Below are 25,813 nucleotides of genomic sequence, written 5' to 3'. Positions count from 1 at the left end.
AATGGCGCGGGCAGTCTTAGACCTGATTAGACGCTTCACCTGACTGGCCATATTGGCAGTCTCGAAGGTGGGCCAAAAAATCAGGCTGTGTTATGGGATGGTCAGGGATGCGACCCAATCAACCAAGGGGTTGAAGTCCTCACCGGGTAGTTATTTCGCCCATTTCAGCTCTATTTCATACCCGAAGGTCTCGCACCCATACTTGGTATTGTAGCGCATCGCCCTAATTGGTTCAACTAATCTGCGATTAAATTAAGCTCCAGCTTCAGCCCTATCTTAACTAAAACGACGAAAATCGCGCTAGGTGAGATCCAATAATTAAAAAAACCCCTGTAATGGGGGTTGACAAAATACATTAACTGTGCTATAGGCTCACAGCAAATAAAGCAGGATAAACAGAATAATCCAGATGACATCAACAAAGTGCCAATATAGTTCTGCGGCTTCGGGGCCAAAGTGGGAATCTTTGGTGTAGTGTCCATCTTTGGCGGAACGTACCAACACGCCACTAATGAGGAGAACGCCGAAAGTTACGTGCAAACCGTGAAAGGCAGTTAACACATAAAAGCAACTGGCGTAAAGGTTAGTAGTTAACCCAAACTCTAAGTTACTGTATTCATAAACCTGACCAGCCAAAAAGATAGCGCCCATGATAGCAGTGGCGGCGAACCAGACCCGTAAACCGGCTTGGTCATCGTTTTTAATGGCTTTGTTGCCGCGATTCATGACAAAGCTACTAGAAATCAGGATGAGGGTATTAATTCCGGGTAAGAGTAGTTCCCGTTCAATGCCTTCTGGGGGCCACTGTGCGGACATGGCGCGATAAATTAAATAAGCAGAAAACATCCCTAGAAAGATCATGCTTTCTGCGACTAGGAAAACGACGACCCCTAGAATACGATGATCTGGGTGTTCCTCATGGTGCTGCCCTGAAGAAGCGATCGCCTCTGTAGCTAAGTTGGTAGTAGTTTGGGACTTGTCAACTGATGTAAATTGCATGAAATTCTAATCCAAGTTGTGTAATACAAACTGCTAATCACGGCCGAACTTGAGAGGAAGTCCGACCGCTTAAATTAGGAATTTCTAGGGATGATTGTCAGAATCAGAATCCTGGATATCTCCTAGTAATGATGAAGACTGCGCCTCGGAAACGGGAACCCCGATTTCTTTATTGCGGGGGGGTACACCACTAGCCATTTCTTTGAGACGCGCACGAATTGACAAGGTTTTCTTCATACCATAGTCGTAGGGTCCAGTTCTCAATACTGGGGTGGTGTGGAAATTCTCAATGGGGGGAGGAGAAGAGGTCATCCATTCCAGGGTTAAAGCATCCCAGGGGTTTCCGGGTGCTTTGGGACCTTTTAGCCAACTCCAAACGGCATTGATGATAAAGGGAAAAGTAGAAACCGCCAGAATGTAAGTACCAATGGTACAAACCACATTGAGTTCTGTAAATCGGGGGTCATACATGGCAACCCGACGGGGCATTCCTTGCAGTCCCAAAATGTGCATGGGCATAAAGGTCATGTTAGCGCCAATTAAGGTCAGCACAAAGTGAACAATACCCCAATTTTCATTCATCATGCGCCCGGTCATTTTGGGGAACCAGTGGTAAATTCCGGCAAAAATACCAAATACTGCGCCGCCAAATAAGACATAGTGAAAGTGGGCCACGATAAAGTAGGTGTCGTGGACGTGGATATCAAAGGGTACGGAAGCGACCATGATTCCTGTTACGCCACCAATGACAAAGGTAGCAATAAAACCCATGGCGAACAACATGGCGCTATTGAGGCGGAGTTTGCCTCCCCAAATGGTGGCCAGCCAACCAAAGACTTTAATTCCGGTGGGAACGGCGATGATCATGGTGGTGATCATAAAGAACATCCGCAGCCAACCGGGAGTCCCGCTGGTGAACATATGGTGCGCCCAGACAATTAAGCCGAGGAAACTAATGGCGAGACTAGAATAGGCGATCGCCTGATAACCAAAAATCGGCTTACGCGCATGAACGGGGAGAATATCGGAGATCAGCCCAAAAAAGGGCAGAATCATGATGTAAACCGCCGGGTGTGAGTAAAACCAAAATAAGTGCTGGTAAACCACAGGGTCGCCGCCTCCGGTGGGGTTAAAGAAATTGGTTCCCGCCAATAGGTCAAAGGAGAGCAAAATCAAGGCGGCGGCGAGGACGGGGGTGGAGAGTAAAATCAGGGCGGAAGCTGCTATCATTGCCCAACACATAAGGGGCATATCATTTAGCCCCATGGTGGGTATACGCATTTTAAAGATGGTGACGGAGAAGTTGACGGCTCCTAAAATTGATGAGGTTCCCAATAGCAAAATACTGAGAATCCAAATTTCTTCGCCGACTTTACCTGTCACTAAACTGAGGGGAGGATAGGAGGTCCAACCCGCTTGGGGCGCTTCGATGAGGAAACTGGCTAATAATAGCAGTCCGCCGGGGGGAATTAGCCAGAAGGCGACGGCGTTAAGTTTCGGAAAAGCCATATCCCTGGCTCCAATCATCAGCGGAATTAGATAATTGGCAAATCCTGCCCCCGCCGGGACGATCCACAGGAAGATCATGATCGTTCCGTGGACGGTGAATAGACTGTTATACATTTCTGGATCGACCAGATCCGGGTCGGGGGTGGCTAGTTCGGTGCGGACTATACCAGCCATAAACCCGCCAATTAGATAAAAGATAAAGGAGGTGACCAGATATTGAATCCCGATCACTTTATGGTCGGTGCTGAAGCCGAAAAAGTCCAGAGGGCGACGTTCTCCCTCTTGGTTACTCATGGCTGAGTCGCCTGTGATGTTTATTTGTGCTTGAGCCATATATCAAACAGTGAAAGGGTTAACCTGAGTTGGGGCTATGTGTTCAGGAAATGATGAGATTTGGGCGCTAAAGTCCGACAACCCCATGGTGATGTCGCAACTGTGCGATCGCATTATGCTGCTCAATCCCCATTTGTGCCACATAAGGGGCGAGAAATTCACCCTCGGACATATCCCTGGGATTAGTGGCTACGGTGGGTTGTTGGTCTGGGTTGTTAGCAAAGCTATTTTCTGCTACCCAGGCTTCAAATTCTTCGGGGGTATGAACTACCATTGCTGTCCGCATGGCTCCGTGATAACCGCCACAGAGTTCGGCACAAACTACATTATAGGTTCCGACTTGGTTGGCTGTAAACCTCAGTTCGGTTGTGCGTCCGGGGATAGCGTCTTGTTTAAGGCGGAGTTCAGGAACCCATAAGGCGTGAATCACATCTTGGGCGCTGATGTTTAATTGCACTTCCTGACCAGCGGCTACATGAAGTTCGCCGGAAATTACCCCTTGATTTTGATAGTTAAAGATCCAGGCATATTGAAGACCATTAACATCAATAGTTATATCGGCAGGTGAGCCTATTCGTGAGGGAGATGCACCAATCCCTAGGGAGATTTGCTGACCTCCTGGGGTGATATCTTCTGCATCAGATAAAGAAGCGGCGATCGCTGCTCCCGACATCTTAGCGTGATCCGCCATGGAATGGGAACCCGATGCCATAGGGTCTAGTCCCCCCATTTGGTTATATATGTCGAAACTATAAATTCCGATCCCCAAAACGATAACTGCTGGAATTGCCGTCCACACAATTTCTAGGGGAATATTGCCATGAATAGGGGGGCCGTCGGTATTGTCTCCGGGACGGCGACGGAACCGAATTAAGGAGACGACTAAAGCCCCCTCAACTAATAGCACCAAACCAAAGGCAATGGTCATCATCAAATCAAAAAGTTGATCGACCTCTGCTGCTTCGGGAGAAGCTGCTACAGGTAATAAGTCATGGTTCTGACCATACCAGAGGCTAATCAGAGTAATGGCAATCCCGACTAACAAAGTCCAGATTGAGCTAGGAATGTTCACGAAAACCCCCTGCTGTAAAAGTTCTATCGCCATCCTATCTTACAGCAATTGACCAAACTGCACAGATGACCCAGGGCGGCGGAGAGTGAAAGTTGCACAGTTGGGGCAGATAAGTCAAAATTATGCCATTGACTAGGTGTGAGACTCATGACCAATACTGTCTATCAGACTGACCAAATCTCAACCCAACAACTTCCTCAAGAAAAAATTCGCCGCCTGGTGTGGAAGCTATGTATCGCTACTTGGCTACTGATGGCTGTTGGTAGTGCTACTAGGGTGATGAATGCCGGATTGGCTTGCCCGGATTGGCCTTTGTGTTATGGTCAACTGGTTCCTACGGCTCAGATGAATTTGCAAGTTTTCTTAGAATGGTTTCACCGACTCGATGCCGGCCTAATTGGTTTGGGTACAACCTACTTAGTGGGTTTATCCTGGTGGCATCGACAACATCTTCCGGGCTGGATGCCTTGGGCTTCTACTTTCGCCCTGTTTCTGGTGGTGTTTCAGGGGGTTCTCGGTGGTTTGACTGTGACTGAACTATTGCGGTTTGATATCGTTACGGCTCATCTGGGAACTGCGTTATTATTTTTCTCGACCCTAATGGCGATCGCTTTTACTCTGATGCCTTATCAGGGAACTGGTAATGCTGGATATTTGCCCTGGGTGAGTCTGGCTGCTGCTGTCCTGGTATATCTCCAAAGCCTCTTAGGTGGCTTGGTCGCTTCTCAGTGGGCTTTGCATCAGTGTTTTGGTGCTTCTCAACTGTGCGGGGTGATGAATGGTCATATCCTGGGAGTAGTCCCGCCTACTTTGATGACTCTTTTTGTGGTGACTTTAGCTAGGCGTACTTCTGCCCTTAATCCGATGATACGACGATTGGCATTAGGGGCGGGTCTTTGTGTGATTGCACAAATTTTGTTAGGTGTGGCAACCTTTAAGCTACATTTACAGGTTGAACCTCTCACGATCGCCCATCAGGGCATGGGAGCTATACTATTAGGCATTTTAGTCGCTCTCACTGTTTTGGGATGCCGCGATCGCCAAGTGTCTCCCCAGGAAAATCGCCGATTTTTGGGGATATAACTCGATTTAATTGACCAAGGACTAGGGCCATTATCCCGGAAATATGGGCTCGGTGTTCTGATTAACTACTCATAACCAATTGATCCATGCAAGAGATTATTCAGACTAACTCATCTCGACACCACAATAACCCGCTACAAGTGCTGAAAAGCTACTATCAACTTACTAAACCTCGAATTATTTTGTTATTGCTGATTACAACGGCGGCGGGAATGTGGTTGGCTGCAGAAGGGGAAGTTGATCCTCTGCTGCTGTTGGTGACTATGGTGGGGGGAACCTTAGCTTCTGGGGCTGCTAATACCATTAACTGTCTTTACGACAGTGATATTGACTATATTATGGAACGTACCCGCTGGCGGCCTATTCCTTCGGGACGGGTTAAGCCTCGCGATGCCATGATTTTTGCGATCGCTTTAGCGATTGCTTCTTTTACCCTCCTAACTGTTTTTGCTAACCTCCTGGCTGCTTTATTGGCTATGTCCGGTATTGTCTTCTATGTGGCAATTTACACCCACTGGCTGAAGCGCCACAGTACCCAAAATATTGTCATTGGCGGCGCAGCCGGGGCTATCCCTCCCCTGGTAGGATGGGCAGCAGTTACCGGAGATTTGAGTTGGGCCGCCTGGTTGCTGTTTGTGATTATCTTTTTATGGACTCCTCCCCATTTTTGGGCCTTGGCTATTATGATCCGCGATGAATACCAGGATGTCGGTGTCCCTATGCTGCCAGTTATTGAGGGAGATGAACTCACAGCACAACAAATTTGGATTTATAGTCTGGTTTTGATTCCTACCAGTCTGTTATTGGTTTATCCCCTCCATACCAGTGGCTGGGTTTATGGGGCGATCGCTTTGGGGTTGGGGGCAGTTTTTCTCCAGAAAGCCTGGGAATTACTCCAAACTCCCCATAACCGTGATGTGGCGCGATCGCTATTCAAGTATTCTATTCTGTATCTGATGCTACTCTGTGCGGGTATGGTGGTTGATAGTCTCCCTGCTACCCATGAGATGACTATGGCTGTCGCGCACACTTGGCAAACTTGGATGGGAGTTAATAGTTGACAGTTCACCGTTGACCGTTGACAATTGATTCATTCCCCTATTCCCGACCTGACCGGGGGTAGGGGTTTTTGTCCTGATATGAAAGAAATTGATCAAGTCGTCGCCGCCTTGGAGAGTCAAGACTATCGAGAGGCGGCGAAATTACTTAAAAAATTACAAAAGGAATCGCCCCAAAATCCCTGGGTACAGTTTTATATCGGACGCTGGTATGAGGCGACCGATAAATTAGCGTCCGCTGAAAAGGTTTATCGAAAATTACTGAAAACTACCACCAATCCTAAAGTTATTGACCAGGCGCGTCAGGGGGTCAAGCGGTTAGAAGCTATTGAACAACAACGCCGCCAAAATGCGATCGCAGATGCTAAGACTAATCCCCGCAATTGTGAACCGGGAGTTTTGATATTAGAACCTATTGCGCCAGAAGATAAGCCAGAGGCTGCCAAAACTTTGGCACGGATTCTCAAAACTGATGCCTATAGCGCTCGGATGCAGTTACAAAGTAAAGGATGGCGACTTTATAAGACTGGAGAAATGGGAGAGTTGGGGGTGTATGGTCAAGAAATGCGATCGGCTAATATTCCCGTGTTTTGGGTGTCTTTAACTGACCTGGAAAAATTGCACGTTTTTCGGGTCTGTTATGTGCAATCTCTGTATCCACAATTGGGGGTGGTTTGTTTGGATGAAAGCGATCGCCTGGGAATGTTAAATTTGAATTGGTCCGAAGTTAGCCACCGTGTCGAAGGTTTATTACCTTTATTTGCCGAAACTATGGATTATGATCCTCGCCGCAGTAGAGGCGATCGCTTTCGCCACAAGGAAGTTACCCAGGACTATGCCAAAATCCATGATCTGCATTTACCAGGTCGTCATTCCATTATCAGGTTTTGTGATGTCACATTAGATTTTCATCAGGGTATTCAGTTGTCAACAGCCGAAAATAAACAAACTTCACGTCTTCAGTGGAATAGTTTATTAGATAGGTTTAATCAAAACCTGGACAATATACCAGTCTCGTCAGAATTTACCGCTTTTGCTGAAACCGTCTTGGATTATACACAACTTCTCAGTAGGATTAAATCTTATATCGATTTAGAACGACAGTCCGAGACTCCCTGGGACCCAGCCTTTCAGCTTTATAGTGGCTTGCTTTTTCTTAAATGGTCTCAGCATTAGCAATTATGCAATTACGGCCTTTACTTTTCGCTTCATAAAGCGCAGCATCAGCTAGTTTAATTAATGATTCTGGACTGCGATCGTGATTGGGGACTTGACAAGCAACCCCCAACGAGAGAGTCACATAGCCGGAAACCTCCGATTTCTGATGTTCAATTTCTAGGGCTCTGATCTGATGTTGAATTTTATCAGCTACCTGTAATGCTCCCTTAATCCCAGTATTAGGTAATACTATCACAAATTCTTCCCCGCCATAGCGACTAGCAAGATCCGTAGAACGTTGGGCACAATTTTCTAAGATTTTCGCAATTTGTTTAAGGCATTCATCCCCCATCTGGTGGCCGTAGGTGTCATTATAGGCTTTAAAAAAGTCTACATCACACATAATCACAGATATGGGTGCAGTTTCCCTTAATAACCTTTGCCATTCCCTTTTTAAGTGCAGATCGAACTGTCGCCGATTCGCCACTCCGGTTAATCCGTCTAGGCTGGCTAGGCGTTCCAATTCTTGATTAACTGTTTGCAATTTCGCGTGTAATTCTCCCTGTTGAATAGCTACAGCAATGGGAGTAGCAATAGACCGCAACGCTTCGATTTCCTCCGGTTGCCAACCTCGGGTATTATCGCACTGATGAATGACCAGTAAACCCCATAAACAATTGGGGGATTCAGTTGGCTGTGACCGCAAATCTGGGTGGCGATGAATAATCGGTAAAATGAGCTTAGACTTCACTTGTAACCCATCTAATTTATTCCGTAAATTGATGGGAATATTGGCTTTATCAACATTAGATATAGACCAAATTTTTAGATAATTAGCAGCAGCCATCTCCGTGATAACTTCCGATAAACCAGAGTAGTTAATTGTCGTTCCTAACAAAGGTTGCCAAGGGGGGGATACTGACTCCATAACTACCCGATAATTGCCATCATTTTCTAGGCGATAAATTAAAGCGCGATCGCTCACAAGAAATTCCCGAATTTGATTAACAGTACATTCTAAAACTTGTTCTAAATCTATACATTCATGAAGGCTTTGGACAATTGCCCTTAACATTCTTTCCCGTTCCGCATGACTCCATAGTTCTTGTTCTGCTTCCTGACGTTCCGTGATATCTGTGGAAACTACCAATAAATATGGGGTTTGACCATCATTACCAATTAACGGTATTTTGTTGGTCTGAAACCAACGAACTTCTCCATTATTTAACCTCACGGGTTCCGCGGCAATTAGTCGCGGTTTACCAGAAGTCATAATTTCGCGATCGCTTGCCAAAATATAATCATTGTTATACTGCTTATGATTCAAGTCTGAATGGGTTTTGCCCATCATATTATCTACAGTAGTTTCATATAAATTCGCCGTGGCACGATTAGCCAAAGTAAACCTTCCATCCCAATCTTTAATAAAAATCAGATTGGGATTAGCATCAATTACCATCCTTAGTAAAGCCCTTTGTTTTTCTAAAGCTAACTTCGCTATTTCCGATTTATGACTTTCAAAATTTAAACCTAAATCCTGTTCTTTGATTTGGTGTTTCTGACGCTGTAGAGTAATTTGATATCCTATGCGTTTCAGCATTTCTTGTTCATGGAAAGGTTGGGTGAGATAATCCGCCGCACCCACATCAAAAACCGTATGCTTATTCAACAAATCACCCCTGCTTTCCATGATAATAACTGGTATTTTTTGAAATTTTGCTTTCGATTTTAGCCAATTACATAACTCATAGCTATCTCCATCATGTAATTTACTGTCTAACAGAATTAAATTTAATGGCCATGATTGAATGGCATTATAAGCTGGTTTTAATCCTATAACCAGATGAACTTCATATCCATTATTTTGCAAGATACTTTGTGGTAAACTATGATTATCATTTCCCACATTTCCGGCAATCCATAGGATTTTACTTCGGTCTTCCATTAACTGATTCATAAGTCACCCTACTCAAAATCTAATAATTAGCCAAAATCCAGATTTTGAGTATCGCGGAAAAACTTAAATGGCGATGTCTATCAACCCAGATTTTTGGTCAAATTGTTGGCAGTTTACTCAACACAAAAGAAATGGGTTTCAAACAAACACCTTTGGCTTTTGATAAATTTGACAATCCATAATATATATAGTATTCCCAAAATCGATAGCATTATTACAGTGTCACATCCCAGAATTTGAAAAATAGATAAGTAAGTAAGACAGAGAGGACGGCTAGATACAGATATTGATCGAAAAAGCTGTCAGAGATTCGGCCCACTTGCGGCACATTCCTTGTAGCGCTATCAAGTATTAGGCAATTTTTATTAGCAAAAAATGTTAGAAAAAGCCAATTTCTTAATAAACATTTGAGATTGTTTGTGGTGGCTATTAAACCGAAGTCATTTAACATTTCAATACTGGCATAGGCTGTGTGGGGCTGTCAATAGGGTAGTTGCAATCACCCAATGGTCTTAACAAAATGCAACTATTTATTTAAATTTGGGGAAAGTAAAGTAAAACTGTGTGCCGACTCCGGGGTTGGACTCTAGCCAAATTTTGCCCCCATAGCTTTCAATGATTTTTTTACAAATGGATAAACCGATACCTGTACCGGGATACTTTTTGAATGTATGTAGACGGGTAAAGATTTTAAAGATATTCTCAAAATCTTTCGATTCAATACCAATACCATTATCAGCACAACAAAATATCCAGTTAGTGTCAGTTTCTTGACAGGAGATATTGATTGATGGTGCTAAATCATCAGAACGATATTTAATGGCATTACTAATGAGATTTTGGAATACTTCTGTTAGATGAATATGATTAGCTTTTATTTTGGGAAAATTATCATATTGAATAGTCGCATTGTTTTTATCGATTTCCAATCTTAAATCTATCAGTATCTGGGCTAATAATTGGTTGCAATCAATTAATTCTAAATTAGGAGAATGTGTATCACAACCACAATAAATCAATAAATCTTGAATCATCGTTTGCATCCGAATTGACGCATTAATAATATGATTAACATATTCTCTAGGTTTTTCTCTCAATTCATCATGACATTCAATCTGGAGTAATTGAGCAAAAGCCTTTAAGCTAGTCAGAGGTTGCTGTAGGTCATGGGATACCACAGAAGCAAATTGTTCAAGTTCCTGATTAGATCTGAGTAGTTGTTGATTTAGTTGTTCTAGGCGTGCATTTTGTTCGGCTAGTTGTCGCTTTTGGCGCACAATAGTAAGTTGATTTTCAACCCTAGCCAAAATTTCCAGTAATTCAAAAGGCTTAGAAATATAATCAACCCCTCCCACATTAAAGCCTTTCACCTTTTCTGATACATCTTTAAGCGCACTTAAAAAAATGATAGGAATATCCTGAGTTTCGGGTTGTTCTTTAAGGATTTTACAAACCTCATAGCCGTTTAAATTAGGCATCATGATATCCAGTAAAATCAAATCTGGGGGGTCAAATAAAGCTACATTTATGGCTTGTTTACCGTTAATAACCCGCCGAACATCATAACCATTTTCAGTTAACATGGTAAATAAAAACTGTAAATTTTCGGGTTTATCATCGACAATTAAAATATCTCCTTTATTTTGATTAACTGCTACATTATTCATGGGTATATGGCTCCATTAAATCAATAATTTGGTCAAAGTAAAGATGATTAACATACCAAGTTAAAGCTTGAATAATTACCGTATTATCTGGAGGAATTTCAGCAATTAAATCCCTAAGTTGAGACTCCCTAGCTGCCATAGCTGCTCGATAGAACTGTTGAATCCATTGATGGTCTAAAATAGCAATATCCTTTGTAGTTAAGCGAGGAGGCCCTAACTGAGTTGAGGAACGAGAGTTAGAGATAGATTTTGCATAAATATAGTTTACCCCAAGATTGACACTAATGCAATCAAGAAGGGTTTTAATATTAAAAGGTTTATGAATTAAGTCATTACAGCCTGTCGCCAGAATTGACGATCGCTCTGACTCAAAAGCATGAGCGGTAATGGCAATAATGATGGTAGACTGACCCTGTGGAGTTTGTCTAATCTGTTGGGTAGCTTGATAACCGTCCATCACTGGCATTCTCATATCCATTAAAATTAGGTGTGGATGCCACAGTTGCCATAAATCCAAAGCCTGTTGACCATTTTCTGCTTCTTGTATTTGAAAACCCAAGGGAGTTAAAATATTAACTAATAGTTGGCGATGGTTAAAATTATCTTCTACCAATAAAATCCGATAATTTGGTTGATTAGGAGCGAGATTAATGCAGCTAATATCATCGATAGTTAATTCTTCTTCTGGGAGATATTCGAGGTCAATATTTTCGGAGTTAATCACTTCAACGGGGAGATTAAACATAAATTTTGCCCCACCATCTACCACACTAACAATGGTAATTTTGCCCCCCATTAAATTAACATATTGCTGAGAAATTGCTAAACCCAGACCAGTACCTTGTTGATGTCTGCGACCCACATCGGTTTGTACAAATGGTTGAAATAAGCGTTCTTGTTCGTCGGGAGTAATACCAGGTCCGGTATCTTCTACCTCAAAATAAAGTTGGCTAACAGAGCTAACAAATGATCCGCGCAGGGTGACATAACCAGCATCGGTAAACTTGATAGCATTATCTAGTAAATTGACCAAAACTTGCCGAAGTTTTGATTCATCAGTTTTGACATAATCCGGAATATCTTGATCTAACTGTATATCCAGAACTAAATTCTTAGAACTTGCCTTAATTTGGAGCATGGTATTAATCCGTTCTAGCAAAGTTCTCAGGTTAAAATTGGTGGGATTTAAGGTTACTGTTCCCGCTTCTATTTTGGATAAATCCAGGACTTCATTAATTAGGGATAATAGATATTTTCCTGATTGTTGGATAATTTGTAGATAGTCTTGTTGTTGGGAAGTCAGACCAGAATTTTGCCCCAAAAGTTGGGTAAAACCCAGAATAGCATTGAGAGGAGTACGCAGTTCATGACTCATATTAGCTAAAAATTCGCTTTTGGCGCGGTTGGCGGTGTCGGCGGCTTCTTTGGCTTGTTGAAGTTGGGTAAATAGTTCGGCTTGGTAGATAGCAACTCCTAACTGTCGAGCAATTTGGGTGAGTAATTTTACTTCATGGTGGAGCCATTTACGGGGTTGTTTTTGGTAAGTGGCTAACATACCCCATAGGGTGTCGCCTACATAGACAGGAACTCCTAAATATGCGTGAATATTGAGAGTTTTTAATAGTTTAATCTGACTGGCTGAAATGCTGCTATCTTGGTGACTATCAGCCATGACCACTTGACCGGATCTAAGATGCTTTACTACCAGTTTAATATGGGGAGTTTCTTGGTTCTTTTTCGCGGATATAATTCGCAAATCTGGTAATAATAAATGGTGGTAGTAATTGTCAGGGTTATTGAATTGATGAATCACGACGCTATCACATTGTAAAATTTGTTGTACATCTTTGGTAGTATTGTCAAAAATCCGATCTAGTTCTAAGGTTTGACTAATCTGTTGAATGAGTTGGGTAATTGCCATTTCCCTGACTAGGCTTTCTCGCAAGGCTTCCTCGGCTTGAGTTCGGTCATTTAATTCTACTTGTAACTGATGATAAAGTTCGGCTTGGTAAATAGCGATCGCCAATTGGGTTGCCAATTGTTTAAGAAGCTGAATTTCCCAATTTGCCCAGTTTCGCAGACGTGCTACATGATGGACAATTAACAGACCCCATAAATTATCTCCCTGATAAATTGGTACAGAAATCCGAGATTTTGCTTGCAGATTAAAGGAATAATGCTGCGGAGAAAAGGCTCTAAGATTAGCATCATCATCATAGATAATTAATGGTTCTTTTTGGCTATCTTGTTGACCATGATTATACAAATAATCCTGATATTTACAGCCCCGAATTGTCTCAATTCCTGGCACAATTGATTCATGGGTAACAGTGGCTAAGTTTTGGTCATGACAGCGGAGAATCAACACCCGATCTAAGTTAAGTAAGTGACGCAACTCATTAACTGTATTTTGCAGAATATCATCAAGATTGAGAGATTGACTAATATGGAGGGTTAGTTGATAAAGAAGATGCTCTCTTTCCGCCTGTTGGCGTAGGTGTTCTTCGGTTTTTTTCCGGTTAGTAATATCTTCAGCAATGCGAGCAACTCTAACCACATCACCGCGCTCATTCTTAATAGGGAAAGCCCGATCGCAAATCCACAAAACATCACCATTAGGTCTAAATATGCGATATTCTATAAAGCTAGATTGAGCATATTCTTGGTCGGAAAAATTGACGATTACCGACTGTAAATCATCAGGATGTACTGCTTCTAACCAGGAGCCAGGATCATCATAAACACTCTGACAACTACGACCCCAAATTTTTTCGTAGGCTGGACTGATATAAAACAACTTGTCTCCCCTAGGACTGGTCAGCCAGAAAACATCTTGAATATGATTAACTACTTGGCTAAATCTCTCTTCACTTTCCTGTAGAGCTTCTTGGGTTTTACATCGCTCTGTAATATCCCGAAAACAAACTACATAAAACGGTCGTTGTAACCACTCAGTTTCAGCCACAGTCATTTCTACCATGACCAGTCCCCGTTTGGGGTTAATAATTCCTAATTCTGCTACATTTCCCACGGTTATTGGTAATCCCAAATGGTGGTTAATTAACTCTTCTGAAGTGCGCCCAAATAAATTTAATCCGGCGGGATTAACCGCATGAATTATCCCTTGGCAATCTACCATTAAAATACTGTCAGAAATACTATTAAAAATTATTTGTAAACGAGCTTCGCTTTCTTGCAGTTGGGATTCTATGAGTTTGTGGGAAGTAATATCTTGGGCGGTTCCTAAGACTTGTACAGCCAGACCATTGGCATCTTTGGTAAATGGCACTTCTTGCGATCGCAGCCAGCGATAGGAGCCATTTTTATGGCGTAGGCGGTATTCAATATCTAAAACTTCACCCTCTGATAAGGCTGAAACTTGCTCTAATATGGTTTCTAATATAGGTAAATCATCGGGGTGGATCTGCTCCCAATAAAAGCGATCGCCCAAATTGTGTAAATCTTCTGGTGTCAAACCAAGTATCTTAATTAATTGTTGATTTACATAAATATTTTTCAAGCTTTTGACATCATAAATATATATCAATTTTGGAAAACTATTAATTATGGTTTTTATGAATTTTGGGTTGTGATATAAATGGGTAATATTACAATTTTCTGCGGAGCAGTCAATTGGGGGATTATGGGCTTTACCTAAAGCTAAACTTAATCTTAGCGATCGCTCTATTTCCTCAAGAATAAGTCGATTTTTGGGCAGATAATCTGTAGCACCCATATTCAAAGCAGCTAGACCCGCCTCTGAGTTGTCAACTAAGGCAATAACTGGGATAGGTAGTACCCGATGAATCCAATCTGGGAGGGAATATGTAGTATAATCGATAATATAAAGATAATATTCAGGGAAATTATACTCTAAGGACTCCAAGGCGGGGGAGTATCGCTCTAATTTAACAGAAAGCGATCGCATAAATTTTAGCAACTGTCGGAGTTGGCCTTCGTAAACAGGATCATTTGTTACCAGGAGAATATTAAAGGATCCGTAGTTCATAACATTCTCAGCTTCTCTTGAGTAATAGTTGACAGGAAAGATCTGCGAACCCCAATTCACCCCAGAGTTATGGATAATTACCATTGTACCAGTATTTATACCAATATATGGTTTCTGATGTCACCCAGATTTTGGGGGTCAAACTGTTTATACATGATCAACACCTTAGTATATATTATGATAATTACTATGAACGGCAAAGCCTTACCTATTTTAGATATGGAATTTGAGTACCCTAATGATCCTGTACCCCTGAATTCACCCTTTTATATTGATCACCCGTCTATTGAAGAACTAGCCTACCGAGAAATACAGAAACCGGGAAGTGTGATCCGTATTCGTGCGCCTAGGAAAATGGGTAAAAGTTCTCTGTTGCAAAGAATCTTGTCTTATGGTAAACAGAATAATTATTATATAGTCAACTTAGATTTAAGACAAACTGAAGCCTCAATTTTATCAGATCTGAAACGTTTTTTGCGGTGGTTTTGTGCTAATGTCGGTCATTTCCTAAATTTACCATCTAGGTTAGATGACTATTGGGATGAAGATATCGGCAGTAAAGTTAGCTGTACAATTTATCTAAAATACTTGCTAAATTTAATCGACTCACCTCTGATTATAACCATTAATGAAGTTAACTATCTGTTTGAGTATCCCCAAGTGGCGGGGGAGTTTTTGCCGATGTTGCGCTCCTGGCATGAGGAAGCCAAGCAATCGGAAGAAATGCAAAAATTGCGATTAGTTATGGTACATTCAACGGAGGTTTATATTCCCCTAAAATTAAATCAATCTCCCTTTAATGTAGGACTCCCGATCCGACTGCCATTTTTCACACAAGAACAGGTGAAAGATTTAGCTAAACGTCATGGGATAGAGGATACTGATGGCAATTTAGTCACGTCATTAATGGATATGGTGGGAGGTCATCCCTACTTAGTTAGGTTAGCTTTATATCATCTGGTAGTCACCCCAGATAATGATAAAAAAAGCATAAGCGATCGCCTCCAAAAAATTATCAGCGAAGCCTATACTCAAGGGGGGATTTATCATCAACATTTGTGCGAACAATTAGCGATTCTTAAAGACCAAGCAGAACTATTACAAATTTTACAGTTGATTGTGATGTCTAATGACGGGATAATAGTCGAACCCATTGCAGCTTATAAATTGGAGAGTTTGGGGTTAGTCAGGCTAGAAGGAAATCAAGCGATCGCCAGTTGTCAACTCTATCGCCAGTATTTTAAATACTTGTATGAACAGGGAATATTTAATGAATATTCTCGCCTGCATCAATTAGAAGCCATGAATCAGGAACTTGAGAAACTCGCCAATATAGATGATTTAACCCAAGTCTCCAATCGTCGTTTTCTGTTTTCCTATTTAGAAAAACAATGGCAAAAACATAGTTATACAGGGGAAGTTATTTCGATAATTTTGTGTGATATTGACTGCTTTAAGCTGTATAATGATACTTATGGACATATTGCGGGGGATAAGTGCTTGCAAAAAGTCGCGAAAGTTCTCCAATCTAGTCTTCATCGTTCCACGGATATAGTAGCGCGTTATGGGGGGGAAGAATTAGCGATTATTTTACCAGAAACCACCTCAACGCTGGCTGTAAATTTAGCCAAAACCATTGGCCAAAATATTAAACTCTTGAATATAGTGCATAAAAATTCCTTATGTGCGGATAAAATTATTACCCTGAGTATGGGAGTAGCTAGTATAATTCCCCAAACCCACATCAACCACTTTTACTTAATGCAAGCGGCTGATGAAGCACTATATCAATCCAAAAATCAAGGACGCGATCGCATAACTGCTAAGGATCTAACTATCACCCTTTAGTCACCATTCCCGATCACCAGACTTTCCAGGTTCTCCCTGGCTTTGTAGTATGAATACATCTATTTATCAAGTTGGTGGAAGTTTACCCACACATCATATTAGTTATGTAGAGCGAGATTCAGATTATCAACTTTATCAGGCTTTAAAAGGGGGGGAATTTTGTTATATTTTTAATGCGCGCCAGATGGGTAAATCATCTTTAATGGTGCGGACTATGCACCGCTTACAACAAGATGAAATTATCTGTATCAGCTTAGATATGACTCAAGTAGGGGGGGAAATTATCAACCCTCAACAATGGTATAAGGGAGTTATTGTCAACCTGTGGCTGAGTTTGAAATTAAGAAATCAATTTGATTATAAACAATGGTGGAAAGACCATGATGATTTATCGTTAGTTCAGCGCCTAGAACAGTTTATTGACCAGGGAGTTTTAGCAAATATTTCCTGTCAAAAAATAGTGATTTTTATTGATGAAATCGACAATTTATTAAGCCTGAATTTTCCCACCGATGATTTCTTTGCATTTATTCGCTTTTGCTATAATCAAAGGGCGACTAACCCCGAATATAATCGCCTGACATTTGCGTTGTTAGGAGTAGCAACTCCGGGGGATTTAATTCGCGATCGCACTCGCACCCCTTTTAATATTGGTACAGCCATAAAACTGTCAGGATTTACCCCAGAAGAAGCCGAACCTTTAGCCGAAGGTTTAGAGGCTAAATTTGGTTGTGGAAAAACCCTAATTAGAGAAATTATCAAATGGACAGACGGACAACCATTTCTCACCCAAAAAATATGTAAATTAATGATGAATATAGTCCCCCAAAATGAAGCCCAGGACATCTTAAATGGATTAGAGGGATTTTGGGTCGAGTCTATTGTCTATCGGTACATTATTGACCGTTGGGAATCTCAAGACGAACCGGAACACCTGCGAACTATTAGTAATCGTATCCTCTATAATCAGCGATTTGTTGGACGCTTACTGAGTATCTATCAACAGGTATTAAATAATCATCATATCAACGCTGATGATAGTCGAGAACAAATAGAACTATTGTTATCAGGATTAGTGGTAGAAGAACAGGGAAAAATTCGAGTAAAAAACCGCATATATCAAGCTATCTTTAATCGTGAATGGGTGCGAGAGCAATTAATGGTGTTAAGGCCGTATTCTCAAGCATTTGAAGCCTGGATAAAATCAGGAAAAACCGATGTTTCTCGTTTATTAAGAGGTCAGGCTTTACAGGAAGCCCAACATTGGTCTCATCATAAAAGCCTCAGTGATGACGACTACCAATTTTTGTCAGCTTCCACAGAATTAGATGCTTTAGAAATCAAAAAAGCCCTAGAAGCCGAGCGCGCCAAAACCATCGAATTGCAACTGGTATCCCAGCAGAAAACATCCCGACTGCAAAGATTACTGTTAGGGGCAGTTAGTGCAGGTTTTGCGATTACATTAATTCTAGGTTTGGCGACATTTTGGCAATATCGACAAGCGAAACTTAGCGAAATTCAAGCCCTCACGCAATCCTCGGAAGCCTTCCTCGCCCTCAACCGTCCTTTAGAGGCACTTTTACAAGCAATTAAAGCCAAAAAATCTCTGAATAAGCTGTGGTGGTCTAATGCAGAAATCCAGGCAAAAGTTGAGTCTGTGCTATCACAAACGGCTTATAGTATTCAAGAGTTTAACCGCTTTTCAGGACATAGGGGTTCCATTTATAATATTAGTTTCAGTCCTGATGGCAGATTAATTGCTTCTGTGGGTCAGGATAAAACGGTGAAACTGTGGCAGCCAGATGGTGAACTTTTGGCTAATATAAGCAGCTTTGAAGATGAAACGATCGCCATTAATTTCAGCCCGGATAATCACCTAATAGCGGTTGGTGTCCGGGATGGAAATGTGCAAGTTTGGAATGTTAAGCAAACTCCCCCCACCCTCGAATATTCCTGGAATGCACATCAACAACCCGTGATGTCCGTCGTCTTTAGTTTTGATGGTGAATTGATCGCCTCAGTTAGTCTTGATGGTAGTGCCAAACTGTGGAAAATCAACGGAGAATTACTCACCACCCTTAGCAATGATGGAATCCCACGGCGGGCGATCGCCTATAGTCCTAATGGTGAAATGATCGCCCTTGGTGGAGAATCGGGAATTATCGAACTTTTTAACTCCGATGGTTCCCTCTTAAAAACCCTGCCAAATCATCAAGGGGAAGTGATGGCGATCGCCTTTAGTCCCGACTCTGATCACCTAGTTTCAGCTAGTCGCGATCGCACCATAAAAATCACCAATACCCAGGGAGAAATCCGGCAAAGCATCGAAAGCCATGATGATGAAGTTTGGGATATTGCCTTTAGTCCAGACGGCAAATTGATCGCCTCTGGGAGTCGTGACAAAACCGTGCGATTGTGGAAAAAAAGCCCCATAGATCAACTTTACTATCCCCGGGAAGTATTTCGCGGTCACGAAGGCGAAGTTGATGCTGTCTCCTTTAGTCCCGATAGCCAAACCCTAGTTTCTGGGTCTTGGGATCGGACTTTACGACTGTGGAAAATCGATCATCCCCTGATGACAAACTTTCAGGCTCATGAGGGAGAAATTTGGGATATTGTGTTTAATGCCACCTCTGGGGTCATGGCTTCTGCTTCTAGTGACCAAACCATCAAGTTATGGGACTTCATGGGAAACCCCCTAGCCACCTTGACAGGTCATATCACCAGAGTCAACCAACTCGCCTTTAGTCCCAATGGTAAATGGTTAGCCTCGAGTTCCCATGATGGTACTGTGAAACTATGGAACTTGGCATCAAATTCAGTCCACCGTACCCTCACCGACCATCAAGCCAGTGTTTGGGGGCTGCAATTTACCCCAGATAGCCAAAAACTGGTGACAGCGAGTTGGGATAATACCCTAAAAATGTGGGACGAATATGGCAATATTTCCCAGGTTTTCACCGGACATATCGGGGCGGTTTGGGGGGTTGATATTCGTTCCGATGGTGAGATGATGGTGTCTAGTTCCCATGATAATAGCCTCAAACTCTGGAGTTTAGATGGTAGATCCCATTCTCGGCTAAATAGCCATCAAGATGGGGTCTGGTCTGTGTTGTTTAGCCCTGATGGTGATCTGATCGCCTCTGGAAGTCGCGATCGCACCGTCAAATTATGGCTGTGGAACCCCACCACACAAACCTATAACCTTTACCAGACCCTATCCGGTCATCAGGGTACAGTCATTCAAGTAACCTTTAGCAATAATGGACAATATCTGGCTTCTGCTAGTGACGATCAAACCGTCAGAGTCTGGAGTCGCTATGGTGATAGCTTAGTTCATTTGGGGGGAAACTGTGGCATGGTCAGAACCGTAGAATTTAGCCCCGATGACCAAATTCTGGCTAATGGGGGGGGTAATGGCACCATCACATTATGGCAAATTGACAAGATCTTAGGTCTCAATACCCTAGAATATGCCTGTGGTTGGATAGGGGATTATTTACGCACCAACAAGAAGTTAGAAAAAAGCGATCGCCGTCTTTGTGAATTTTAGGGAAACGATAACTATGGATCTGCCTTCCTTTTTGTGGTTATGGAAAATCGCCGCCTGGTCTATGGGTCTTTCCATCACCGCTTATCTGATCTTAGCAATGACAGGGGGTTGGATGTTCACCTGTAGCCAGCAAAACGCTTCCCGTCCTCTGTGGTTGCGACCCCTTCATTATGCGATCGGCATGATTATGGTGGTTTTAGTTCTATTATTGTTAGCTGTGGGCATCATCGGAACTATTGGTCACTATGGGAACCTAGGACACTCTGTACATCTTCCGGCTGGTTTGACCGTCGTGGCTTTAGTCTTGCTTTCGGCCTGGAGTGCCCACCAAATTAACCCAGAAAAATCTTGGGCGCGATCGCTTCACATTACCATCAATGTTATTCTATTCTTTAGTTTTGCGATCGTCTCCCTCAGCGGTTGGGTCGTCGTTCAAAAATATCTGCCCTAATTTAACCTGCCCGAAAACTTAATCTGACTTAATCATGAACGGCAACAGTTTTAAACACCTGTGGTTTTCTATGATGGTTCTCCAGATCATGGCGACAATATTACCATCAACAGCGATCGCCAACCCAGACCTCCCCACCTCAGACACCTGGGAACAACTCCAACGTTACAGCCAGGAAGGCAAAAAAAAGCCCCAACAATCTCAAGTTACCTCCGTTTCCCAACTTAGCGACGTTCAACCCACAGACTGGGCTTTTCAAGCCTTACAATCTCTAGTAGAAAGATTTGGCTGTATAGCAGGTTATCCCGACGGAACCTTTCGCGGAAATAGGGCCTTAAGTCGCTATGAATTTGCGGCCGGAGTCAATACTTGTCTCGATCGCATTTCAGAAATCATCGCCGCCGAAACTAGCGATCGTATGACCCAAGGAGAATTACTCGCCGTTAAACGTCTCCAGGAAGAATTTGCCGCCGAATTAAGCCTATTACGACAGGACATTCGCCGCATAGATACCCGTCTCGACCAAATCGAGAATAATCAGTTTTCCCTCACTACTCAACTGCGAGGGGAGGCAATTTTCGCCCTAACTGATGCTTTTGGAGAAGACACCGGAACCGATCAAACCGTATTCCAAAATCGCATTCGTCTCGACTTTAACACCAGTTTTACCGGACGAGATTTGTTATTGACCCGCCTACAAAGTGGTAACGCCTCCAGCTTTAACCGAGGAGTTATCGGGGAGGGAACCCAAACCTTTAACATTGTCGGTGATACAGAAAATCAAGTTCAGCTAGAACGCCTATTCTATCAATTTCCCGTCAGCGATCGTCTTTATTTCATCCTCGCCGCCAAAGGAGTTACCTGGGATGATTTTGTTCCTACCCTCAACCCCTATATTGATGACTACGACGGCGGAAAAGGCAGTTTAAGCGCCTTTGGTCAACGTAACCCCATCTACCGACTCGGGGGAGGCGCTGGAATTGGTATCAATTATGAATTTCGCGATCACAGTTTAACCAGCATCTTCGGTCCCACATCCCTATCTGTCGGATATCTCACCCCCACCGCCACCAATTCACAACCATCACAAGGCTTATTTAACGGCGATTTTTCCATTCTGGCACAATTGACTGTTACCCCCACAGATAACCTACAATTTGCCCTAACTTATAACCATAGTTACTTTACCCCCGGAAACTTTGGCTTTGATAATGGTCAGAACAATGGCCCCGTTTTTAATCGCACCACCGGAGAAGTTAACCGCAATGCCTTTAACGGCTACACTGGTACTGGCATAGCTAATTCCCTGCTGGGATTAACCAACGGACTTAACCCCCTAGGGGTCGCCACAGGCGTTTCTAGTCATTCTTATGGCCTACAATTATCTTGGCGTGTTCACCCTCAAGTTATCCTCGGAGGTTGGGGAGGATATACCGCCGCTAGGGCTCGTGGTGTCGCTGATGGGCAAATTTGGAACTATGCTATCACTGTGGCATTACCTGATTTATTCCATGAAGGCAGTTTAGGCGGCGTGATCATTGGTCGGGAACCATATCTGGCTAATCTTGATGCTTCAGGAAGGTTGGGGCGTACCCTTCCCACTGACTCATCCTGGCATTTGGAGGGGTTTTATCGTTATCAGTTAAATGATTATCTTTCCATTACTCCAGGTATCATTTTGATTACTAATCCTAATCAAAGCGATCGACATCAAGACCTCGTAATTGGCACGATCAGAACTACCTTTACATTCTAGTACCCATCCGCTAGACCCCTTAACCACTGCCTCACATCTAAAACTGCCTTGATCAATTTTATCTGAATAGAAAATTCACAATATCTTAACACTTACCACCTAGCCTAATCGTAGCTCGCCTATTCGTCTCTGAATTACACCAGGTTTATCCAATGTCCCCAATTTTTGATGCCATACCCCCAACCTATTCCGACATCATTTTGTGCTACTATCAAAATGCCACCACTAAATTAGAAATTATCCGAATTTCTAATATCCCCGGATGGTACTTTGAACACATTCTCTTTCCCGGAGAACGCTTACTTTTTGAAGCAGTTACCGAAGCGAAACTTGAGATTTATCGAGGCGATCGCGTAAAGCCAAACCTCGCACAAGTAGTCCCCTGTATAGATTTAGCCACCAAAGAAAATCAAATAGCAGAACCCCATTTAGTCCTTGGCTGCGGTTAATAATCCATAAGCCAGCAGTGTTGACGGGTGCGGTACCAACGTAGGGGCGCGCCTCCGCAGTTAGTCACATTATTACCAAACCCGCCCTCTCTCCCCCAAAGTTCAAGAAACCCGGTTTCTAACCAATTATTAATTATTAATTATTAATGATTAATTATTCATAATGTCGATGCACGAGTTTTAGTGTCCCCAGCCATGTCCCATTGTCACCCTATTGACAAAAGAGATATTTTGTGGATATATTCGTGAATGATGCGCCATTATCCTCTCTATAGCCGAGTTTCTCCCCCACAGTTCAAGAGACCCGGTTTCTTTGAGAAACCGGGTTTCTAACCAATTATTAATTATTAATTATTAATTATTAATTATTAAATATGCGTCTTCCCTTTCCTCAGTTTGAGATCAACAACCGTCACCATAACCACTTTGCCGAGGTGATAGAAACATCAACCTCCGAATTTTTAGCCCAGTGTTTAGAACCAGAAGACCTCAGTTTTCCAGTAATGCCCCCCTTTGGTAGTTGGGTAACAGCAATTGATGAGGAGTCCAATAATCGCGTCTATGGCGTAGTTTACCACGCCACCACCAGCCCCATTGACTCCGTACATAGAGCCAGGGCTTTAGGCTTATCCCTGGAAGAATTGCGGGAACAGCAGCCCCAAATTTTCGCCATGTTGAAAACAGAATTTAAGGCTGCTATTGTCGGCTTTGAGAAAACCTCCGGGGGGCTAAATGGTTCCACACCACAACGGGGACAGATTTACCAATATATCCCCCCCCGACCTCCCCAAATTCATCAAGCTGTGTATCGGTGTGAGTCGGAGGACATAGTTTATTTTAGCGAAAGCCTGGATTTTTTAGCCAGCTTACTACAAGTGATGAATGCCCCGGTAGACTCTTTAGTGGCAGCAACTATCCGGGAAATATATCATAAGCGAAATTGCGATCGCAGTTGGTTAATTGAAGCCGGACGGTCTATTAGTGTCCTGCTCAAAGATGATTACGATCGCCTGCGAATGATTTTAAAACAAATTCACCCCTAATAGTATGAGAATTAATTTAATATCGAATTTGTAATGTCACCGAAGCCCTAACCTCTTGTTCCCCTCCAATAACAGGGGTTGAAGCCTCTGGGGCGCTGGCTAAAGCGTCCGATCGCATCATCGGTCTAGGAACAGGGCTGCTGATATGATTGATCTGAATATTGACAATTTCCCGGCGGTTCAAGTTCAAGGTATCTAACACAGTATCAGCCTGTTGCTGGGCTTGTTGAGTCGCCAACTGTAGGGCTTGTTTGTGGGCGGCAGTCAGATCAGCATCAGCAGCCACAAAACTAATACCATCAATGCGAGTAGCGCCAGCATTTACCGCCTGATCAAGTAAGTTCCCAACCTCCTCCGTTTTGAGGCGAAACGTCACGCTATTGGTCGCGCTATAGCCGATTAACTCTCGTTGGTTATTGCGATGGTTATAGTTGGGGTTGAGGCGAATTCCCGCCGTTTCCAACTTTTCAACATTGCGCGATCGCAGTAATTCTACCACCGCTGATGTACGTCTAGCCGCTTCTTGCTGAACCTCTTGGGCTGTTCTCCCTTGAACTTCCACCCCAAGCTGTACCTGAGTTAACGTCGTGGGAATAGTCACGATACCTTCACCACTGACCGTTAATGTTCTCGCCATTTGTTCCTGGGCGACCACCGGAGGGACAAAAGGAAGACTGATAAACCCCAAACCCAAGGATAAAGCAGCGATCGCCCCCCAGGGGTTGATAGAATTACGAGATAAGCGGGTTGTATTCATGATGGTATTTCTCCCCTGAATTATAGGCTGGATAAATGTGTCAAAGTTTGCTAACCCCAAAAATCGCATAACTTCCAGGCTGCTATAGCCAAGATGTTCAGCAACCGTCTATCTGTTTCATCCTATCAGTTCTTGATTCAGGACATATCAATAAACATGGGATTTCCTTTATCATGGCTTTTCCATAGCCCACTAGGTAGCACCAAATCACCAGTGAAACCCCAGCCGCCAAAATTCGACAAAGGTTCTCATCGACCATTATGCGCTCGGATGAGAGAAAACCCAAATGTCATCAACCAGTTTATTAACCGTCTACTCTTACATCCCTATAAAAAAATCAGTCTTTTATCTCCTGTAACTCTAGCTGAATAAGGATTCTAGGGCTTCACTTCTAGGAGACCGCCAATCTTATTAATCCTGTCTAAGTTGGGATAGTATCACCTAGGATTCAGAAATCACATAATCACCCTCGTAGATTCTAATTGTAGAGTCAAATTCGAGTGATGCTTATCTCACAATTAGTCAGCCTAGCCCTGCTAACTGTTTTACCTCCCTTGAGTTTAATGGCTTCTAAGCCAGCCTGGGCAGATTACATTAGAGCAAATCCCCAAAATGTCTTTATTATTAGCGTCGAAAATGCCACTCATAATATCAATGAAGCACCGGTTATCACTGATTTTGATTGGTTTCATGGGGATAAAATTGGTTTGACTGGTGGCTTAACAGAAGAGGACTTAGATTATCAATTACTCATTGATTTTAACAATGATGGATTTGCCAACGATACAGTCATCCGTCTGCGGGAAACTCAGGAAATTTTGGGGGTGGTAATGAATGCCGATGATTTTGTCTTAGATGGTGAATTTATCCCCATATCATCATACCAGATTAAGTCCTGCATGAAACAGGACAACATCCTTAATTGCAACTTTAACTTTCCTCAGATTAGGGAATAATGACAGGTAGACACTTAAAACCCCTATCTTTCTTGGGGAGAGGGGTCAGGGGTGGGGACAAAAGAAACCCAGTTTCTAAGTAACCCTCCACTGGGGAAGGGGAAACTGATACATTTACGCGACATTTTTCCGGTTGTTCCCGGACAATGCGACGA

The 25,813-nt window shown here is 42.8% G+C and carries 17 protein-coding genes; 10 read left to right on the top strand and 7 right to left on the bottom strand.

Going from position 1 to position 25,813, the window contains the following annotated elements:
• Positions 1-372: 372 nt before the first annotated feature.
• From P5683_RS11945 to P5683_RS11935, 3 genes are all read right to left on the bottom strand, one after another.
• The gene (locus tag P5683_RS11945; protein WP_006624861.1) at positions 373-999 is read right to left on the bottom strand and encodes a heme-copper oxidase subunit III; all 627 of its coding nucleotides are present in this window, start codon (positions 997-999) and stop codon (positions 373-375) included.
• Positions 1,000-1,083: 84 nt separating this feature from the next.
• Positions 1,084-2,841, bottom strand: coding sequence for a cytochrome c oxidase subunit I (ctaD, locus tag P5683_RS11940; RefSeq protein WP_008052256.1), 1,758 nt, complete (start codon positions 2,839-2,841; stop codon positions 1,084-1,086).
• A gap of 67 nt (positions 2,842-2,908) precedes the next feature.
• Positions 2,909-3,946, bottom strand: a complete 1,038-nt coding sequence (locus tag P5683_RS11935; RefSeq protein WP_006624863.1) for a cytochrome c oxidase subunit II — start codon at positions 3,944-3,946, stop codon at positions 2,909-2,911.
• A gap of 114 nt (positions 3,947-4,060) precedes the next feature.
• Between P5683_RS11935 and P5683_RS11930 the strand changes: the two genes are divergently transcribed.
• The 3 genes from P5683_RS11930 (at position 4,061) to P5683_RS11920 (ending at position 7,230) form a co-directional block, all read left to right on the top strand.
• The gene (locus tag P5683_RS11930; RefSeq protein ID WP_006624864.1) at positions 4,061-4,996 is read left to right on the top strand and encodes a heme A synthase; all 936 of its coding nucleotides are present in this window, start codon (positions 4,061-4,063) and stop codon (positions 4,994-4,996) included.
• 86 nt (positions 4,997-5,082) lie between these two features.
• Positions 5,083-6,057 (top strand): heme o synthase, encoded by a 975-nt coding sequence (locus P5683_RS11925; protein ID WP_006624865.1) that lies wholly within the window; start codon positions 5,083-5,085, stop codon positions 6,055-6,057.
• A 78-nt stretch (positions 6,058-6,135) separates the two neighbouring features.
• Positions 6,136-7,230, top strand: a complete 1,095-nt coding sequence (locus P5683_RS11920; protein WP_006668208.1) for a tol-pal system YbgF family protein — start codon at positions 6,136-6,138, stop codon at positions 7,228-7,230.
• On the opposite strand, the gene P5683_RS11915 is transcribed toward P5683_RS11920, so the two are convergent.
• The 3 genes from P5683_RS11915 to P5683_RS11905 form a co-directional block, all read right to left on the bottom strand.
• Positions 7,211-9,169, bottom strand: coding sequence for a diguanylate cyclase domain-containing protein (locus P5683_RS11915; protein WP_008052254.1), 1,959 nt, complete (start codon positions 9,167-9,169; stop codon positions 7,211-7,213). The genes P5683_RS11920 and P5683_RS11915 overlap by 20 nt on opposite strands.
• A 530-nt stretch (positions 9,170-9,699) precedes the next feature.
• Complete coding sequence (locus P5683_RS11910) at positions 9,700-10,836, bottom strand: response regulator (RefSeq protein ID WP_006624870.1); 1,137 nt, start codon at positions 10,834-10,836, stop codon at positions 9,700-9,702.
• On the bottom strand, positions 10,829-14,845 hold the full coding sequence (locus P5683_RS11905) for a GAF domain-containing protein (RefSeq protein WP_315639892.1): 4,017 nt from the start codon (positions 14,843-14,845) through the stop codon (positions 10,829-10,831). The genes P5683_RS11910 and P5683_RS11905 overlap by 8 nt, the downstream gene beginning before the upstream one ends.
• A 177-nt stretch (positions 14,846-15,022) precedes the next feature.
• Between P5683_RS11905 and P5683_RS11900 the strand changes: the two genes are divergently transcribed.
• From P5683_RS11900 to P5683_RS11875, 6 genes are all read left to right on the top strand, one after another.
• Positions 15,023-16,693, top strand: a complete 1,671-nt coding sequence (locus P5683_RS11900; RefSeq protein WP_241081019.1) for an AAA-like domain-containing protein — start codon at positions 15,023-15,025, stop codon at positions 16,691-16,693.
• Positions 16,694-16,742: 49 nt separating this feature from the next.
• Complete coding sequence (locus P5683_RS11895) at positions 16,743-20,246, top strand: AAA-like domain-containing protein (RefSeq protein ID WP_315639891.1); 3,504 nt, start codon at positions 16,743-16,745, stop codon at positions 20,244-20,246.
• A gap of 13 nt (positions 20,247-20,259) precedes the next feature.
• The gene (locus P5683_RS11890) at positions 20,260-20,697 is read left to right on the top strand and encodes a DUF4079 domain-containing protein (protein ID WP_006624874.1); all 438 of its coding nucleotides are present in this window, start codon (positions 20,260-20,262) and stop codon (positions 20,695-20,697) included.
• 34 nt (positions 20,698-20,731) lie between these two features.
• The gene (locus P5683_RS11885; protein WP_006624875.1) at positions 20,732-22,453 is read left to right on the top strand and encodes an iron uptake porin; all 1,722 of its coding nucleotides are present in this window, start codon (positions 20,732-20,734) and stop codon (positions 22,451-22,453) included.
• A 152-nt stretch (positions 22,454-22,605) separates the two neighbouring features.
• Complete coding sequence (locus P5683_RS11880) at positions 22,606-22,902, top strand: DUF1830 domain-containing protein (protein WP_006624876.1); 297 nt, start codon at positions 22,606-22,608, stop codon at positions 22,900-22,902.
• A 374-nt stretch (positions 22,903-23,276) separates the two neighbouring features.
• A complete protein-coding gene (locus P5683_RS11875; RefSeq protein WP_006624877.1) occupies positions 23,277-23,945 on the top strand; it encodes an HAS-barrel domain-containing protein in 669 nt (222 codons plus the stop codon).
• A 16-nt stretch (positions 23,946-23,961) separates the two neighbouring features.
• On the opposite strand, the gene P5683_RS11870 is transcribed toward P5683_RS11875, so the two are convergent.
• Entirely contained in the window at positions 23,962-24,771 is an 810-nt protein-coding gene (locus tag P5683_RS11870; RefSeq protein ID WP_006624878.1) for an SIMPL domain-containing protein, read from the bottom strand.
• 434 nt (positions 24,772-25,205) lie between these two features.
• Between P5683_RS11870 and P5683_RS11865 the strand changes: the two genes are divergently transcribed.
• Positions 25,206-25,658, top strand: coding sequence for a hypothetical protein (locus P5683_RS11865; protein WP_006624880.1), 453 nt, complete (start codon positions 25,206-25,208; stop codon positions 25,656-25,658).
• Positions 25,659-25,813: the final 155 nt, after the last annotated feature.

This window comes from Limnospira sp. PMC 1279.21, from assembly GCF_032349615.1.
Lineage (GTDB): Bacteria > Cyanobacteriota > Cyanobacteriia > Cyanobacteriales > Microcoleaceae > Limnospira > Limnospira fusiformis.
Note: the sequence above shows the minus strand (reverse complement) of the source record. Positions and strands in the feature narration are given on the sequence as shown.